Origin of the sequence: Streptomyces sp. NBC_00234, assembly GCF_036195325.1 — a bacterium.
GTDB lineage: Bacteria > Actinomycetota > Actinomycetes > Streptomycetales > Streptomycetaceae > Streptomyces.
On the sequence record NZ_CP108101.1, the window covers coordinates 1216442 to 1231468 of the forward strand.

Sequence of the window (15027 nt, forward strand, 5' to 3'; positions counted from 1 at the left end):
TGGCCCGCGGATCCCCGGCGGCTCTACCGTCGCGTCATGAGGATTCGTATCGTCGACGCGTTCACCGACCGCCCCTTCGCCGGCAACCCCGCCGGGGTCCTGCTCCTGGACTCCGAGGGCTTCCCGGACGACACCTGGCTCCAGCAGGTCGCAGCCGAGGTCAACCTCGCCGAGACCGCGTTCGCCCACCCCCTGCCGCCGGGCGGGGAGGCCGACTGGGCACTGCGCTGGTTCACCCCGGTCACCGAGGTCGACATGTGCGGGCACGCCACCCTCGCCACGGCGCACGTCCTGCACACCACGGGGATCGCGAGCGGCGAGGTGCGCTTCGCGGCGCGCTGCGGAGTCCTCACGGCCACCGCCCACCGGGACGGCACGCTGACCCTCGACTTCCCGACGGCCCCGCTGACCCCCGCCACCGCCCCGCCCGGACTGGCGGAGGCCCTCGGCGCGGAGCCCCTCACCGTCCTCGACACCGGGGAGCACATCGGCGACCTGCTGGTCGAGCTCGCGGACGAGGCAGCGGTACGCGCGCTGACGCCGGACTTCCCCGGGCTCGTCGCCTGTTCGCGGCGCGGGATCATCGCCACCGCCCCGGCCGGGGACCCCTCGCGCGGCTACGACTTCGTCTCGCGCGGGTTCTTCCCCCGGGTCGGCATCGACGAGGACCCGGTGACCGGCAGCGCGCACACGGCCCTCGCGCCGTTCTGGTCGGCGCGCCTGGGCCGGGACGAGCTCACCGGCCTGCAGTGCTCGGCCAGGTCCGGCCTCGTCCGTACGTCGCTGCGCGGCGAGCGCACCCTGCTGACCGGCCACGCCGTCACTGTCATCGACGGCGAACTGCTCACCGCGCCCTGACAGCCCGACGGGGCGTACGAGAACTCCGTACGCCCCGTCGTCGGCCCGCCGCTCACGGCGTGGGCAGCCAGTCCACCGTCCCGGCGAGCAGCGCGTAGCCGACGAACGCGCCGATATCGAGCAGCGCATGCGCGACGACCAGCGGTCCGACGCGCCCCCAACGCCGGTACAGCAGCACGAAAACCACACCCATCACCAGGTTCCCGATGAAACCGCCGATGCCCTGATACAGGTGATAGGAGCCGCGGAGCACCGAACTGGCCACCAGGGCGGCCATCGGCGTCCAGCCCAACTGCCCCAGCCTGCGGAGCAGATAGCCGACGACGATCACCTCCTCCAGTACGGAGTTCTGGAGCGCGGAGAGAATCAGTACGGGGAACTTCCACCACACGTCCGGCAGCGACTCCGGCACCACCGTCAGGTTGAACCCGGTGGCCCGCGCCACGAGATAGAAGGCGAGCCCGGCGCTGCCGATGCCGGCGGCGACCAGGGTGCCGCGGCCGAGGTCGGACCCGGGCCTGGTGCGGTCGAAACCGATCACCCGGAGGCTCGCGCCCTCCCTGATCAGGAAGTGGGCCACGAGGGCGACCGGGACCAGAGCCGATGCGATACCGAACAGTTGCCAGGCGAGATCCAGCCAGGGCCGCCCCGGCGCGTACGAACCGTTCAGCGTGGCCGCCTGGTCCTTCAGTCCCCCCGGCTTCGTCAGCGACCCGACGAAACTGATGAGGGCAGACACCCCGCTGGCCCCGAGCGAGAGAGCCAGGACCAGCACCGTTTCGGACCGCAAGATCCTTCGCGGTACGGCCTCTTGGGGATAAATATCAGCCACGCGCCCCGCCTCCACCTGTACACCTGCCTTTAGTTGTGCATTCGCATCTCATCCCGCCCACCGTCCCGCTAGGGTCTCGAATGCAGGTACGAAGATCATGCTCGACCGGCCGGGGGACGACCACCATTGGTGATGGTGTGGTCCCCCTTTTCCTTGTTCATCCTCAAGGAGGGGCACCACCGACATGGGACGTCACAGCTTGCCCGACGGCTATACGGCGGAGGGCGCCGGGGACGCCCCTCCCCGGCGCCGCCGCACCGTCGCCATCGCCACCATGCTCGTGCTCGCAGTGGCGGCGGGAACGGCGGTCGCCGCGCAGGGCGGTCTGCTGTCGTTCTCCGAGTCCTGTGAGGACTCGGCGGTGCGGCTGTCCGTGGCCGCCTCCCCCGACATAGCCCCCGCCGTGCGCGCCGTCGCCGACCAGGCGCGCGCGGACGAGGTGAGATCGGACGGCCACTGCCTGTACGTCGAGGTGGCGGCCCGCGACTCCTACAAGGTCGCGGACGCACTGGCCAGAGGTGACAAGGCCCCCGACTACGAGGTCTGGCTGCCGGACTCGGACCTCTGGCTGGACCGGGCGATGGGCAACGGCGACGGCATCCCGGTCGCGCCGGGCGACTCCGTGGCCTCCTCCCCGGTGGCCCTCGCCATGGTGCCGTCCGCGTCCCGGACGCTCGGCTGGCCCAGGAAGACGTACTCCTGGGCCGAGTTGGTGGCCTCGGCCATGCAGTCGGACAAGGTGCGTCTCGGCGCCGCCGACCCCGCCCGCAGCGCCACCGGGCTGCTGGCGCTCGCCAGCATCGGCGCGTCCTCCGACGAGCAGGGCGGGGACAGCGACACCCGGGTCGCCGAGACCGCGAAGGTCCTGGCGCAGCGGATGTCCGACAGCGACGCCCATGTGCTGGAGACCCTGGCCCAGGACAGCTCGGGAGCCGAGGAGGGCAACCCCAGACGGAACCAGGCGGTGCTGCTCTCGGAGCAGGCGGCCTTCACGCACAACGCCGACTCGACCGGCGGCGGGAAGCTCGACCTCTTCTACCCGAAGGACGGCACCCCGCTGCTCAACTATCCGTACGCGCTGGTCAACGAACCGGAACTGACCACCAACGAGAGCCGGGCCGCCCTGCGGTTCATGACCCTGCTCAGGAGCGAGAGCTCCCAGCGCACGCTGGCGAAGCGGGGGTTTCGTACCGCCGACGGCACCGCGGGCACGTCGGTCGTCGCCTCGGCGGGCGGCAGGAAGCCCCAGCCGTACGCCACCTCGGCCGCCGCCCCGCCGTCCGCGGCGGCGCTCCAGGAGACGCTCGGCATGTGGACGATCACCGTGCAGAGCGCACGGCTCACCACGGTCGTCGACGCCTCCGGTTCCATGGCCACCCTCGTGCCGGGCCGCGGCCAGTCACGGATGGACGTCACCAAGGCGTCCCTGATCCAGGCGCTCAGCCAGTTCACGCCCAACGACGAGATCGGGCTCTGGGAGTTCGCGACGACGCTCGACGGCTCCAAGGACTACCGCAAGCTGATGCCCACCCGCCGGCTCGGCGACACGGCGAAGGGCGGGGCCACCCACCGGGAGGCGCTCGCCGCCGCGTTCGCCGCGCTCCAGCCCGTACCGAACGGCGCCACGGGCCTCTACGACACGACACTGGCCTCGTACAAGGAGGCACTGTCGACGTACGTGAAGGGCAAGTTCAACGCCCTGGTGATCTTGACGGACGGCTCCAACCAGGACCCCCGGAGCATCTCCCGCAGCGCGCTGATCGACCAGCTCAAGACGCTCACGGACCCGGCGCGCCCCGTGCCGATCCTCGCCATCGCCGTCGGTCCGGACGCCGATCGCGAGGAGGTGGCCGACATCGCGGAGGTGACCGGGGGCGGCGGCTACCAGGTCACCGACCCGGCCGAGATCCAGGCCGTCATCCTCCAGGCGATCATGACGGCCGGACAGAGCGGCCACGCCGCGGGCGAGTAGCCCGCGGCGCGTCCCGGCACCCTCGTCGCTCAGGGCGCCGGGAATCCCACGGGCCAGGTGTGCACGGGCTCACCCGCCTGCATCAGTTCGCCGTAACGCCGGGTGGTGGCGGCCAGGGCCGCGTCCCGTTCGAGACCCGCCTCCAGGGCCCGGTGGTAGGTGTCGACCTGCCAGGAGGCACCGTTCATCCGCCGCTTGCACCGCTCCTCGATGACACCGAGGTAGAGATCGCGGTCCGCGGGCTCGATGTTCCAGGCATCGAGCCCGGCGGCGGCCAGGGGCAGCAGTTCGTCGCGTACGAGCTTGACCGCGGGCACCTTGGTCACGCCGCCCGAGCGGCCGGGGCGCGGCCAGAGCAGCTCGGCGTCGATGCCGTACCGGCAGGCGGTGTCGAAGTTCTCGGCGGCTGCGGCGAACGGCAGCCTGCTCCAGACGGGCCGCGGCTCCTCTGCCAGCGCGCGCACGAGGCCGTAGTAGAAGGCCGCGTTCGCGATCACGTCGGTCACGGTGGGGCCGGCGGGCAGGACCCGGTTCTCGACCCGCAGGTGCGGAACACCGCCCGCCAGACCGTAGACCGGACGGTTCCACCGGTAGACCGTCCCGTTGTGCAGAACGAGCTCCGCCAGTTGCGGCACTCCGCCCTCGTCGAGCACGCGCAGCGGGTCCTCGTCGTCGCAGATGGGCAGCAGCGGCGGGAAGTAGCGCAGGTTCTCCTCGAAGAGTTCGTACGCGGAGCTGATCCAGCGCTCCCCGAACCAGGTCCTCGGGCGCACGCCCTGATTGCGGAACTCCGGCGGCCGGACGTCCGTGGCCTGCTGGAACAGCGGCGGCCTGGACTCCCGCCACAGCTCCTTGCCGAACAGGAAGGGGGCGTTGGCCCCGAGTGCGATCTGCACGGGGGCGATGGCCTGCGCCGCGTTCCACACGTCGGCGAAGCGGTCCGGCGTCACCTGAAGGTGCAACTGGACCGAGGTGCAGGCCGATTCGGGAGCGATGGACGGAGAGGTGAAGACGAGCCGTTCGACGCCCTCGATATCGAGAGCGAAATCCTCGCCGCGCGCCGCCGCCATTTGGTCGTTGAGCAGGGTGTAGCGGTCGACCTGCGAGAGATTCGCCGAGACCACGTCCTCCCGCCCCAAGGTCGGCAGGATTCCGATCATCAGGATGCCCGCGTCGACCTCACCGGCCTTCCGGTGGGCATAGGCGAGGCCGGTCCTCAGCTCCTCGGCGAGCTGATCGAAAACACGGCCGCTCAGACGGTGCGGAACGATGTTTACTTCGAGATTGAACATCCCTAGTTCGGTCTGGAAATCCTTGCTCGCGATGCGCTGGAGCACCTCGGCATTCATCATCCGCGGCATACCGTCCGCACCTGCGAGATTCAGCTCTATCTCCAGCCCCATGAGATTCCTGGGGCGCTCGAACCTCCGCTCGGACAGCAGCCTCCCCAGCCCCTCCAGGCACTGGTTGAGCTTGTCGCGGTACGCCTGCCGATCGGACAGGTCAAAGGCGCCCGCCACGACCTTCTCCCCCATCGCAGCGTCCTTCCTAGGTTGACCGGCCTGCGGACCAGGCCGTTCGTATCACGATCGATAATGCCCAGACGAGGTGATCGATAACGCCCTCACGGACCCCGTCCAGACGATAGTCTGATGAAGGAGGCCGGGGGCACATTCCATCGGCAAGGCGCGGGTGCACATTCCTCTTCCGGATGCGCGGGTAATGCGCCGTCGAGTTTCAGCCTACCGCCGTCTCGGGTAAACCCCTGGCGGAGGACGACCGGGCCGACCGTATCGCCAGAAACTCCGCATTCCGAAGTCCTGATACCGCCTTGCGGACAATATGGAAATCGGCTAGCGGAAACATTGTGTGAACACGCGTCGTATAAACTCCGCGAACGAGGCAGAGAGTTGACGCACAGGCCCCGATACCGGCCGTCCTCTGGCCCCGGCACGCCGACAGCGCCGTCTGCACCCGCCCACGCATCACCGTGTCTCCCAAGTGAGAGGCGACTCACCATGCCGCTGCATGTACCTCAGGCTCCCGCGCCCGCATTGCGCAGCGTTCTCGCGGCACTCGGTTCTCCCACCGCAGTCCGCGAGGCCCGCACACCCGCTCTCCGGTCCGTCCAGGGACCGCTGAGCCCCGAACTCCCGCTCCCCGTCCACGTACTGGACCGGATCGGTCCGAACGAGGCAGCTCCCACCACCCGCCTCGCCGGCTGGCGCTTCCTGATCCGTAGCGGGGACCGCGCGATCGCCGCCGCGGACACCATGCTGACCCCGGACGGCTGGGCCTTCTCGCACTTCTTCGAGGGTCCGTACATCACCTCGACGGAGCTGGCCGTACGACAGGCCGAAGCGGCGACGACCGCGTGCCAGCCGCGCCTGTTGTCCATCCCGGGGCTCTACATGCTCACGCTGTGGCTGCACGGTGACATCACAGCCGACCCCTCCGGCGGCACGCTCGCGCCCACCGACGTTCTCGTACCGCTCGCACCCGCACCGCCGGGCATCGCCGCCCACCGTCCGCACGCGGTCGCCGATCTGCTGCCCGTGATGACCTTGCGCATTCCCCCCGGCCCGCTGCTCGGCTCGCCGGCCTGACCACGTCCGCCGCCCCCGCCACGCCGCCCCCACCACCGGGGCTCCCTGGCGGGGGCGCACTGCTGCCCGTCCGGGCTAGTCCGTACGGGCCACCCCGAACCACCCGAAAAGACAGTGGAGTTGCCCTGAACCGCCCGGCCGGGTGATGCGTCCTGAGAGGAGGACGAGAGCTGCCGCGAAATCCCTGCGGAATGACGCCCGTGGGGCAACACTGGGACCGGACCGACTGATACGGGGGCGGCCATGAACACACCGTCAAGCCGCAGGACAATCAACTCAACGCAGCGAAAGAACCCATCCATGTGCCAGCACCAGCCACCCTGCCCGTCCGCCGACTCCGCCGACCGGGAAGCCGCGCGCCTCACGGCACACCACCCGGAGCAGGGCTGGAGCCTGCTGTGCAACGGCGTCCTGCTCTTCGAGGACACCGGCGAGCTGCTCCCGGACGGGCAGATCATCGCACCGCACCGGCCGCTGGAAACGGGCCGGGTCATGAAAGCCGCCTGACAGCGGCCGTACGAACTGGGGCCGGCCGGAGAAGTCTCCGCACCGGCCCCGACGCATGTCCGCGTCACGCTCTACTTCAGGTGCCTCAGTGGTCGTACTCGTCCAGCGGCGGGCAGGAGCAGACCAGGTTGCGGTCGCCGAAGGCACCGTCGATCCGGCGCACCGGCGGCCAGTACTTGTCCGCGGGCGACACACCGGCGGGGAAGACCGCCGTCTCACGGCTGTAGCCGTGCGCCCACTCGCCACCGAGCGCCGCCGCCGTGTGCGGCGCGTTGCCCAGCGGGTTGTCGTCCGCGCTCCACTCACCGGAGGCGACCTTCTCGATCTCGCCGCGAATGGCGATCATCGTGTCGCAGAAGCGGTCGAGCTCGGCGAGGTTCTCGCTCTCGGTCGGCTCGATCATCAGCGTCCCGGCCACCGGGAACGACATGGTCGGCGAGTGGAAGCCGTAGTCGATCAGGCGCTTGGCCACGTCGTCGATGCTGACGCCGGTCGCCTTGGAGATCGGACGCAGGTCGACGATGCACTCGTGCGCGACCAGACCGGCCGGGCCGTTGTACAGGATCGGGTAGTGGGGTTCGAGCCGCTTGGCGATGTAGTTCGCGGCGAGCACGGCCACCTGCGTGGCCCGCTTGAGGCCCTCTCCGCCCATCAGGCGCACGTACGCCCAGGAGATGGGCAGAATGCCCGCCGAGCCCCACGGGGCGGCCGAGATCGGCCCCACGCCGGTCTCCGGGCCCGCGGCGGGCTGGAGCGGGTGGTTCGGGAGGTAGGGCGCGAGGTGGGCGCGCACGCCGACCGGGCCGACGCCCGGACCGCCGCCGCCGTGCGGGATGCAGAAGGTCTTGTGCAGGTTCAGGTGCGAGACGTCGCCACCGAACTTGCCCGGCTTCGCGAGACCGACCAGCGCGTTGAGGTTGGCGCCGTCGACGTACACCTGGCCGCCCGCGTCGTGCACCTCGCCGCAGATGTCCGCGACGTGCTCCTCGAAGACACCGTGCGTCGAGGGGTACGTGATCATGAGCACGGCGAGCTCGTCGCGGTGCTTCTCGATCTTCGCGCGCAGGTCCGCGATGTCGACCTCGCCGTCGTCGGCGGTCTTCACCACGACGACCTTCATACCCGCCATCACGGCGCTCGCGGCATTGGTGCCGTGCGCCGAGGAGGGGATCAGGCAGACCGTGCGCCCCTCGTCGCCGTTGGCGCGGTGGTACGCGCGGACGGCCAGCAGGCCGGCGAACTCACCCTGCGAGCCGGCGTTCGGCTGGATGGAGACGGCGTCGTAGCCCGTGACCTCGGCCAGGCGCTCCTCCAGCTCGCGGATCAGGGTCAGGAAGCCCTGGGCCTGCTCGGCCGGCGCGAAGGGGTGCAGCGCGCCGAACTCGGGCCAGGTGATCGACTCCATCTCCGTGGTCGCGTTCAGCTTCATCGTGCAGGAGCCGAGCGGGATCATGCCGCGGTCCAGCGCGTAGTCGCGGTCGGCCAGCTTGCGCAGGTAGCGCAGCATCGCCGTCTCGGAACGGTGCTGGTGGAACACGGGGTGGGAAAGGATCGAGTCGGTGCGCAGCAGCCCCTCGGGCAGCGTGTCGGCGGCGACCTCGTCCAGCGCCTCGACGTCGCCGTCGGTGCCGAAGGCGGCCCAGACAGCGGCGACCTGCGTACGGGTCGTGGTCTCGTCGCAGGCGAGGGAGACCAGGTCGCCGTCGACGAGCCGCAGGTTCACACCGCGCTCACGGGCCTCCGAGACGATCTCCGCGGCCTTGCCGGGAACCCGCACGGTGATCGTGTCGAAGTAGGAACCGTGCACCACGTCGACACCGGCGGACCGCAGGCCCTCGGCGAGGATCGTGGCGTAGCGGTGCGTGCGCCGGGCGATCGTCCGCAGCCCGTCGGGGCCGTGGTAGACGGCGTACATGCCGGCCATCACGGCGAGCAGCACCTGAGCGGTACAGATGTTGCTGGTGGCCTTCTCCCGGCGGATGTGCTGCTCGCGGGTCTGGAGGGCCAGGCGGTACGCCTTGTTGCCGTCGGCGTCCACGGAGACACCGACCAGACGGCCGGGCAGGGAGCGGGCGAACTTCTCGCGTACGGCCATGAAGCCGGCGTGCGGTCCGCCGAAGCCCATCGGCACGCCGAAGCGCTGCGTGGTGCCGACCGCGATGTCCGCGCCCAGCTCGCCGGGCGAGGTGAGCAGGGTCAGGGCCAGCAGGTCGGCGGCGACGGTCACGATCGCGCCGAGCTCGTGGGCCTGCTCGATGACGGGCTTGATGTCCCGGACGGCTCCGGAGGCACCCGGGTACTGGAGCAGCACACCGAAGACACCGCGCTCGGCGGCTTCCGCGGGAATGCCCTCGGAGAGGTCGGCCACGAGGACCTCGACTCCGGTCGGCTCCGCACGGGTCTCTATCACCGCGATCGTCTGCGGCAGGGTGTCCGCGTCGACCAGGAAGACGCCGTTCTTCACCTTGCCGACGCGCCGCGCCAGCGCCATGGCCTCGGCGGCGGCGGTGCCCTCGTCGAGCAGGGAGGCGCCCGAGGTCGGCAGCCCGGTCAGCTCGGCGACCATGGTCTGGAAGTTGAGGAGCGCCTCGAGGCGGCCCTGGGAGATCTCCGGCTGGTACGGGGTGTACGCCGTGTACCAGGCCGGGTTCTCCATGACGTTGCGGAGGATCACCGGCGGGGTGAAGGTGCCGTAGTAGCCGAGCCCGATCATCGGGGCCAGCACCTGGTTGCGGTCGGCGAGGGAGCGCAGCTCGGCCAGCACCTCGGCCTCGGTGCGGGCGGCGGGGAGGTTCAGCGCCTCCGCACTCCTGATCACGTCGGGCACCGCGGCGGCGGTGAGCTCGTCGAGGGAGCCGTAGCCGACCTGGGCGAGCATCTTCGCCTGGGCCTCGCCATCGGGCCCGATGTGGCGCTGCTCGAAGGGAATGCCCTGCTCCAGCTGGGAGAGCGGAGTGCGACGGGGGGTCATGATGGAGGCCTCCTGGTCTGTCACGACCTGCGAGGGGCACCACGGCGTGGGTGCCCGAACGGCCTCCCCCTCTGTCATCTCAACCTGAGAGCTTCACCGGTATCCCAGGGGTACCGGCTTTCACCGTCGGTGAGGAAGGGTCCCGCGCCGGCATGTGCCCGTGCGAGTCCCGTCCTGCTTTCCAGAGTGACCTCAACCGTGCGGTACGGGGGCCTGAGAGATTCCGGGGAGGATTTGCTCCTTCGGCGCCTCCGGGTTCTCACCGGAGGACTCTCCCGCACGGGGTCAGCAGCCACTGCCAGCGTACCAGCGGGCACACCCCGGCCGTCTCGAGTGGCCGCCGCCCCCGATCTGCACTTTCGTAGTGCTTGTGGAGTAATAGGGGAACCACCCTCAGTTGTTGCGACCAGTGGGAGGCACCGTGCAGACCGATATCGATCCGCGCAGCCTGATCGGCCGCAAGGCATTCGACCGCAAGGGCGCCAAGATCGGAACGGTGGATGAGGTCTATCTCGACGACGCGACCGGGGTTCCCGAGTGGGCGGCCGTTCGTACCGGGCTGTTCAGCAGGGACGCCTTCGTCCCGCTGGAACCGAGCGAGTTCGTCGACGACGCGCTGCGCATCCCCTTCGACCGCGCGTTGATCAAGGACGCGCCGGACTTCGGCGTCGGCAGGCATCTCTCACCGGAACAGGAGCTCCAGCTCTACCGCCACTACGGCCTGGACTCGCCGCCGCCCGAGGAAACCGGCCCGGACCGGGACTTCGGCAGGCTGGCCGGCCAGGAGGAGTAGTCCACCGGGTCCCTCACCAGCGGCAGCGGCTCGGCCGGCTGCAGCTCCGGGTCGTCGATCCGGAACGTGCGCACCCGGCCCGGGGCGTCGCCCGGCTCCTCGAACCGCACGGTAACCCGGCCCACGCCGCTCCCCTGGACCCACCCGTGGCCGTACGTCCCGTGCTGCACGTCGTGTCCCGCCGGCCAGCGCCGCGCGGCGAGCTGCTCGGGGGTCTCCTCGGCGACATCGCCGGGATCCTCCGCCGGTTCCTCGTCGGCTCCGGTCCCGGTCGCCGCCTCGGACCCCGAGGCGGCGCTGAGCACGTCCGCGGCCTGCGCGAACAGATCCTCCTGGGTGAAGTCCGCCAGCCCCGTGACGCCCACTCCGAGCAGCCGTACGCCGCCGGTGGTGTCGACGGCCTCCAGCAGCCGCGCGGCGGCCTCCCTGACGACCGTGGGGTCATCCGTGGGGCCCCGCAGGGTCTCGGAGCGGGTGAGCGTCGAGAAGTCGTAGCGCCGCACCTTGAGCACGACGGTCCGCCCCGACCGCTCCGCGGCCCTCAGCCGCCGCACACACCGGTCGGCGAGCCGTTCCACCTCGGTCCTGACGCGCACCCGGTCGTGCAGGTCCACATCGAAGGTGTCCTCGACCGACACGGACTTGGCATCGCGCTCCGCCACCACGGGCCGGTCGTCGTACCCGAGCGCCATGAGGTGCAGCGAGGCCCCGTGCGCCTTTCCCAGCAGCCGTACGAGCTCCGCCTCGCCGGCATCGGCCAGGTCGCGGACGGTGGTCATCCCGGCCCGTCGCAGATGGTCTCCGGTGGCCGGCCCGACACCCGGCAGGATGCGCACGGACATGGGTGCGAGCAGCTCCCGTTCGGTACCCGGCTCGATGAGGAACAGGCCGTCCGGCTTGGCCTCCTCCGAGGCGATCTTGGCCAGCATCTTGGACCCGGCCAGACCGACGGAACCGGTGAGGCCGGTGACGGCCCTGATCGCGGTACGCAGCTGCTCGCCGATCTCGCGGGCCGAGGCCGAGTCGTCGGCGACCCCACCGGCCTCCAGGTCGACGAACGCCTCGTCCAGACTGAGCGGCTCCACGAGGGGTGACAGGCGCCCCAGGAGCCCCATCACCTGGTCGCTCACCATTCTGTACAGGGTGAAGCGCGGCACCAGGTAGGCGGCGTTGGGGGCGAGCCTGCGGGCCTGGGCCATCGGCATCGCCGAGTGCACCCCGAAGCGCCGTGCCTCGTACGACGCGGTGGCCACGACCCCGCGTGGCCCGAGACCGCCCACCACCACGGGCTTGCCGCGCAGACTCGGCTTCGCCGCCTGCTCCGCGGAGGCGTAGAAGGCATCCATGTCCAGATGCAGGATGGTGGGCGCGGCTCTCACATCAACCGATGCTGCCCTATGGCACTGACAATCGGCCTGCCCGGCGCCTCCGGAGGCCCGGGCAGTTCGCACCACTCAGCCGGCGCGGTTGCGCCGCCTGGCCAGTTCGTCGGCGGGGTTGTTGCCGATCAGCGTCTCGCCCGTGTCGACGCGCTCGCCGTGCAGTTGGGACAGGGCCACGTCCACGTCCCGCCAGACGACGCCGACGGCGATGCCGAAGACGCCCTGACCCCCCTGCAGCAGCTTCACGACCTCGTCGGGCGAGGAGCACTCGTAGACCGTCGCGCCGTCGCTCATCAGCGTCATGCGTTCGAGGTCCTGGAATCCACGGGCCCTGAGGTGCTGCACCGTGGTGCGGATGTTCTGCAGAGCGACGCCCGTGTCCAGGAATCGCTTCACGATCTTGAGGAGGACCACGTCCCGGAAACTGTAGAGACGCTGGGTCCCCGATCCGTACGCCGGGCGCACACTCGGCTCGACCAGCCCCGTGCGCGCCCAGTAGTCCAGCTGCCGATAGGTGATACCCGCCGCCGCACACGCGGTCGGGCCCCGGTAGCCGATGTCGCTGTCGCCCACCGCCGCCACGCCGTCCGCCGCCACCACCGGCTGAACCGGCTGCCTGATGGTGTGGTCGGCTGCACTGCCCTGCTGCGGATACGGCCCGCCCGCCACCGTACCGTCGCCGCTGCTTCTCACGCCGACCTCCGTCCTTGACCTGCCCTCTCGAAGGTAGGCAGTCACTCGGGGTGCGTCAACGATCGCCACACTCGGCACGCCGAGTGATAATCACCCTGAGGGTGGTTTCCCGTGACTCGCTACCGGGAACGGCTTGTCGGATGCGCTGACAGCACCCCTGCTGGACGGTCACTGACTGTTGGTATCGAAATCCTCCGGCGAGATCTGGTCGAGGAACTCGCGGAACTTCTCCACCTCGTCCTCCTGCTCGTCGGGGATCGCGATCCCCGCATCGTCCAGCACCCCGTCACTGCCGTAGATCGGCGTACCGGTGCGCAGGGCGAGCGCTATGGCGTCGGACGGCCGCGCGCTCACCTCGACCCCGCTCGCGAAGACCAGCTCCGCGTAGAAGACCCCTTCGCGGAGGTCCGTGATACGGACCTCGGTGAGCTCCTGGCCTACGGCCTCGAGCACATCCTTGAAGAGATCATGGGTCAGCGGCCTGGCCGGAGCCATGCCCTGCTGGGCGAAGGCGATCGCTGTCGCCTCGCCGGGACCGATCCAAATGGGGAGGTACCGGTCGCCTCCCACTTCACGCAGGAGCACGATCGGTTGATTGGAGGGCATTTCCACCCGGACACCCACAACGTCGAGCTCGTTCACACAGCAACCCTAGGACGTGCTCGCCATGTTTGGGTAGTCGGGCTCGGCCGAGCTCAGTGGAGTCGGATGCCGAGAGCGGTCTGCACGAGCGCCGAGTGGAGCCGTACGGAGAGCTCCGCCAGCTCTTTCGCGGTGGCCTCGGCATGGGCTCTGGTCTGCGGATTCCTGTGCCGGCGCAGGGGTGCGACCACCTGCTCGACGAGTCCGGCCTCTCGATCGGCGGCGGCTCGCATGGCCCTCAGATGCCGCGGTTCCAGACCGAATCGCCCCAGATCCGCCACAAGTTTTGCCACCGTGACCATCTCGGCGTCGTACGCGCCTTCCGGAGTCGCCGAGATCAGCCCGTAGGACTCCCACTCGTCGAGCTGGTCCTCGGTGACCTCGGCGGCGGCGAGAAGCTCGGAACGCCCGATCCTGGCCGCTGTGGCCCTGCCCGGGTCGGCATCCCAGGAGCCGTCGGGATCCCGCTGCCCGCCCGCGGCCGGGAGGGCGACGTTCTCACCCCTGGCCAGGGCGTCCAGATGGCCGCGGATGACCTTGAGCGGCAGGTAGTGGTCCCGCTGCATCCGCAGGACCTGCGCCAGCCGCTCGACGTCCGCGGAGCTGAACTTCCGGTATCCGGAAGGCGTGCGCTGCGGCTCGATCAGCCCTTCGGCCTCGAGGAACCGGATCTTGGAGATGGTGACTTCGGGAAACTCGTCGCGCAGGCGGAGGAGCACCGTACCGATGCTCATCGCCCGCTCGTCCGCGGAGGCGGTGCCGTGACCGGCACCGCCCGTGGATGTTCGCAGCATGGACCTTCCTGGGGGTCCCCCCGGACGGAGTCCGGGAGAGGTCACACGCCCCGCTGGCTCGCGTAGAAGACCAGCCGGTACTTCCCGATCTGGACTTCGTCGCCGTTGGTCAGCGGAACGGAATCGATGCGCTCACGGTTGACGTACGTACCGTTGAGGCTGCCGACATCCCCGACCGTGAAACTGCCGTCGGGGTTCCTGCGGAATTCCACATGCCGCCTCGACACGGTGACGTCGTCGAGGAAGATGTCGCTCTGCGGGTGACGGCCCGCGGTGGTCAGGTCGCCGTCCAGCAGGAAGCGACTGCCCGAGTTGGGGCCACGGCGCACCACCAGCAGCGCGGACCCCGCCGGGAGGGCGTCGACGGCGGCCTGGGCCTCCGGCGAGAGCGAGGGGAGCATGGTCTGCCCCGTCGCCTCCGCCTCGTACGCCTCGAGACCGGAGATCGAAATGGTCGACGTGGTCTCCGACGCCCGCTCCGGCACTCCGCCCCTGAGCGGCGCACCGCAGTTGGAACAGAATCGGCTGGCCTCGGCGTTGCGATGCCCGCACCTCGTGCAAACCGGCATGGACGAGCCCTCCGGGGCGTGGGTAAACCCTCCACCCGTACTTGAGGTTGATGGTTCCCCGAAACCTATGCGTCCGGCACCGGCAGGGTCAACAGACGACGCGCCGGGAGTGCCCGAAATGTCACCGGCAGAACCGGACACTTCGTCACGGAAGAGCGGGCGGTCCACGCCCTGCTCCTCACCCTGGCCATGCCGCGGAGCGCGGTGGCGGGCAGCGCTGCTGCTGTCCTCGCGTGCGCTCTTTCCGAACAACTTCGCAAACAACTTCACGGGCGTTTCCCCTTGACCGACATAGACCCGCCCGTGGGGCAGGACGAACCCTGAATGACCACACCTGCCGACCCGGACATCTTCACAACGTCCGTATCCACTCGACAGTTTCCACCACGCGCCACCAATACGATGCGC

The 15027-nt window shown here is 70.0% G+C and carries 13 protein-coding genes and 1 riboswitch; of the genes, 5 read left to right on the top strand and 8 right to left on the bottom strand.

Annotation, left to right across the window (positions count from 1 at the left end):
- Positions 1-36: 36 nt before the first annotated feature.
- Positions 37-858 (top strand): PhzF family phenazine biosynthesis protein, encoded by an 822-nt coding sequence (locus OG230_RS05150; RefSeq protein WP_328908939.1) that lies wholly within the window; start codon positions 37-39, stop codon positions 856-858.
- A gap of 52 nt (positions 859-910) precedes the next feature.
- Here OG230_RS05150 and OG230_RS05155 read toward each other — a convergent pair whose 3' ends face one another.
- Positions 911-1690 carry a CPBP family intramembrane glutamic endopeptidase gene (locus OG230_RS05155; RefSeq protein ID WP_328908940.1) on the bottom strand — a complete coding sequence of 260 codons (780 nt, stop codon included), beginning with the start codon at positions 1688-1690 and terminating at the stop codon, positions 911-913.
- 184 nt (positions 1691-1874) lie between these two features.
- Between OG230_RS05155 and OG230_RS05160 the strand changes: the two genes are divergently transcribed.
- Entirely contained in the window at positions 1875-3662 is a 1788-nt protein-coding gene (locus tag OG230_RS05160; protein ID WP_328908941.1) for a substrate-binding and VWA domain-containing protein, read from the top strand.
- A gap of 29 nt (positions 3663-3691) precedes the next feature.
- Here OG230_RS05160 and OG230_RS05165 read toward each other — a convergent pair whose 3' ends face one another.
- Positions 3692-5197: a glutamate-cysteine ligase family protein gene (locus OG230_RS05165; protein ID WP_328908942.1), complete on the bottom strand. Its 1506-nt coding sequence runs from the start codon at positions 5195-5197 to the stop codon at positions 3692-3694.
- A gap of 483 nt (positions 5198-5680) precedes the next feature.
- Here OG230_RS05165 and OG230_RS05170 point away from each other — a divergent pair, with 483 nt between their 5' ends.
- Positions 5681-6268, top strand: a complete 588-nt coding sequence (locus OG230_RS05170) for a hypothetical protein (RefSeq protein WP_328908943.1) — start codon at positions 5681-5683, stop codon at positions 6266-6268.
- 300 nt (positions 6269-6568) lie between these two features.
- Positions 6569-6775, top strand: coding sequence for a DUF5999 family protein (locus OG230_RS05175; protein WP_328908944.1), 207 nt, complete (start codon positions 6569-6571; stop codon positions 6773-6775).
- An 85-nt stretch (positions 6776-6860) separates the two neighbouring features.
- On the opposite strand, the gene gcvP is transcribed toward OG230_RS05175, so the two are convergent.
- Positions 6861-9746 carry an aminomethyl-transferring glycine dehydrogenase gene (gcvP, locus tag OG230_RS05180; RefSeq protein WP_328908945.1) on the bottom strand — a complete coding sequence of 962 codons (2886 nt, stop codon included), beginning with the start codon at positions 9744-9746 and terminating at the stop codon, positions 6861-6863.
- 191 nt (positions 9747-9937) lie between these two features.
- Positions 9938-10034, bottom strand: a riboswitch (glycine riboswitch).
- A 133-nt stretch (positions 10035-10167) separates the two neighbouring features.
- Here gcvP and OG230_RS05185 point away from each other — a divergent pair.
- Positions 10168-10539: a PRC-barrel domain-containing protein gene (locus OG230_RS05185; protein ID WP_328908946.1), complete on the top strand. Its 372-nt coding sequence runs from the start codon at positions 10168-10170 to the stop codon at positions 10537-10539.
- Here OG230_RS05185 and OG230_RS05190 read toward each other — a convergent pair.
- From OG230_RS05190 to OG230_RS05210, 5 genes are all read right to left on the bottom strand, one after another.
- Entirely contained in the window at positions 10461-11918 is a 1458-nt protein-coding gene (locus tag OG230_RS05190; protein ID WP_328908947.1) for a DNA polymerase IV, read from the bottom strand. The two genes, OG230_RS05185 and OG230_RS05190, sit on opposite strands and share 79 nt — an antisense overlap.
- Before the next feature lie 75 nt (positions 11919-11993).
- Positions 11994-12614 carry a MerR family transcriptional regulator gene (locus OG230_RS05195; protein ID WP_328908948.1) on the bottom strand — a complete coding sequence of 207 codons (621 nt, stop codon included), beginning with the start codon at positions 12612-12614 and terminating at the stop codon, positions 11994-11996.
- Between the two features lie 168 nt (positions 12615-12782).
- On the bottom strand, positions 12783-13256 hold the full coding sequence (locus OG230_RS05200; protein WP_014044725.1) for a bifunctional nuclease family protein: 474 nt from the start codon (positions 13254-13256) through the stop codon (positions 12783-12785).
- A 53-nt stretch (positions 13257-13309) separates the two neighbouring features.
- Complete coding sequence (ftsR, locus tag OG230_RS05205) at positions 13310-14050, bottom strand: transcriptional regulator FtsR (protein ID WP_328908949.1); 741 nt, start codon at positions 14048-14050, stop codon at positions 13310-13312.
- A gap of 41 nt (positions 14051-14091) precedes the next feature.
- Entirely contained in the window at positions 14092-15018 is a 927-nt protein-coding gene (locus tag OG230_RS05210; RefSeq protein WP_328911311.1) for an FHA domain-containing protein, read from the bottom strand.
- Between the last annotated feature and the right edge of the window lie 9 nt (positions 15019-15027).

Excerpts from the sequence above, each read along its gene's own strand:
- OG230_RS05165 (WP_328908942.1), bottom strand. The coding sequence starts at position 5,197 with ATGGGGGAGAAGGTCGTGGCGGGCGCCTTTGACCTGTCCGATCGGCAG.
- ftsR (WP_328908949.1), bottom strand. The coding sequence starts at position 14,050 with ATGCTGCGAACATCCACGGGCGGTGCCGGTCACGGCACCGCCTCCGCG.
- OG230_RS05160 (WP_328908941.1), top strand. The coding sequence starts at position 1,875 with ATGGGACGTCACAGCTTGCCCGACGGCTATACGGCGGAGGGCGCCGGG.
- OG230_RS05150 (WP_328908939.1), top strand. The coding sequence starts at position 37 with ATGAGGATTCGTATCGTCGACGCGTTCACCGACCGCCCCTTCGCCGGC.
- gcvP (WP_328908945.1), bottom strand. The coding sequence starts at position 9,746 with ATGACCCCCCGTCGCACTCCGCTCTCCCAGCTGGAGCAGGGCATTCCC.
- OG230_RS05175 (WP_328908944.1), top strand. The coding sequence starts at position 6,569 with ATGTGCCAGCACCAGCCACCCTGCCCGTCCGCCGACTCCGCCGACCGG.
- OG230_RS05170 (WP_328908943.1), top strand. The coding sequence starts at position 5,681 with ATGCCGCTGCATGTACCTCAGGCTCCCGCGCCCGCATTGCGCAGCGTT.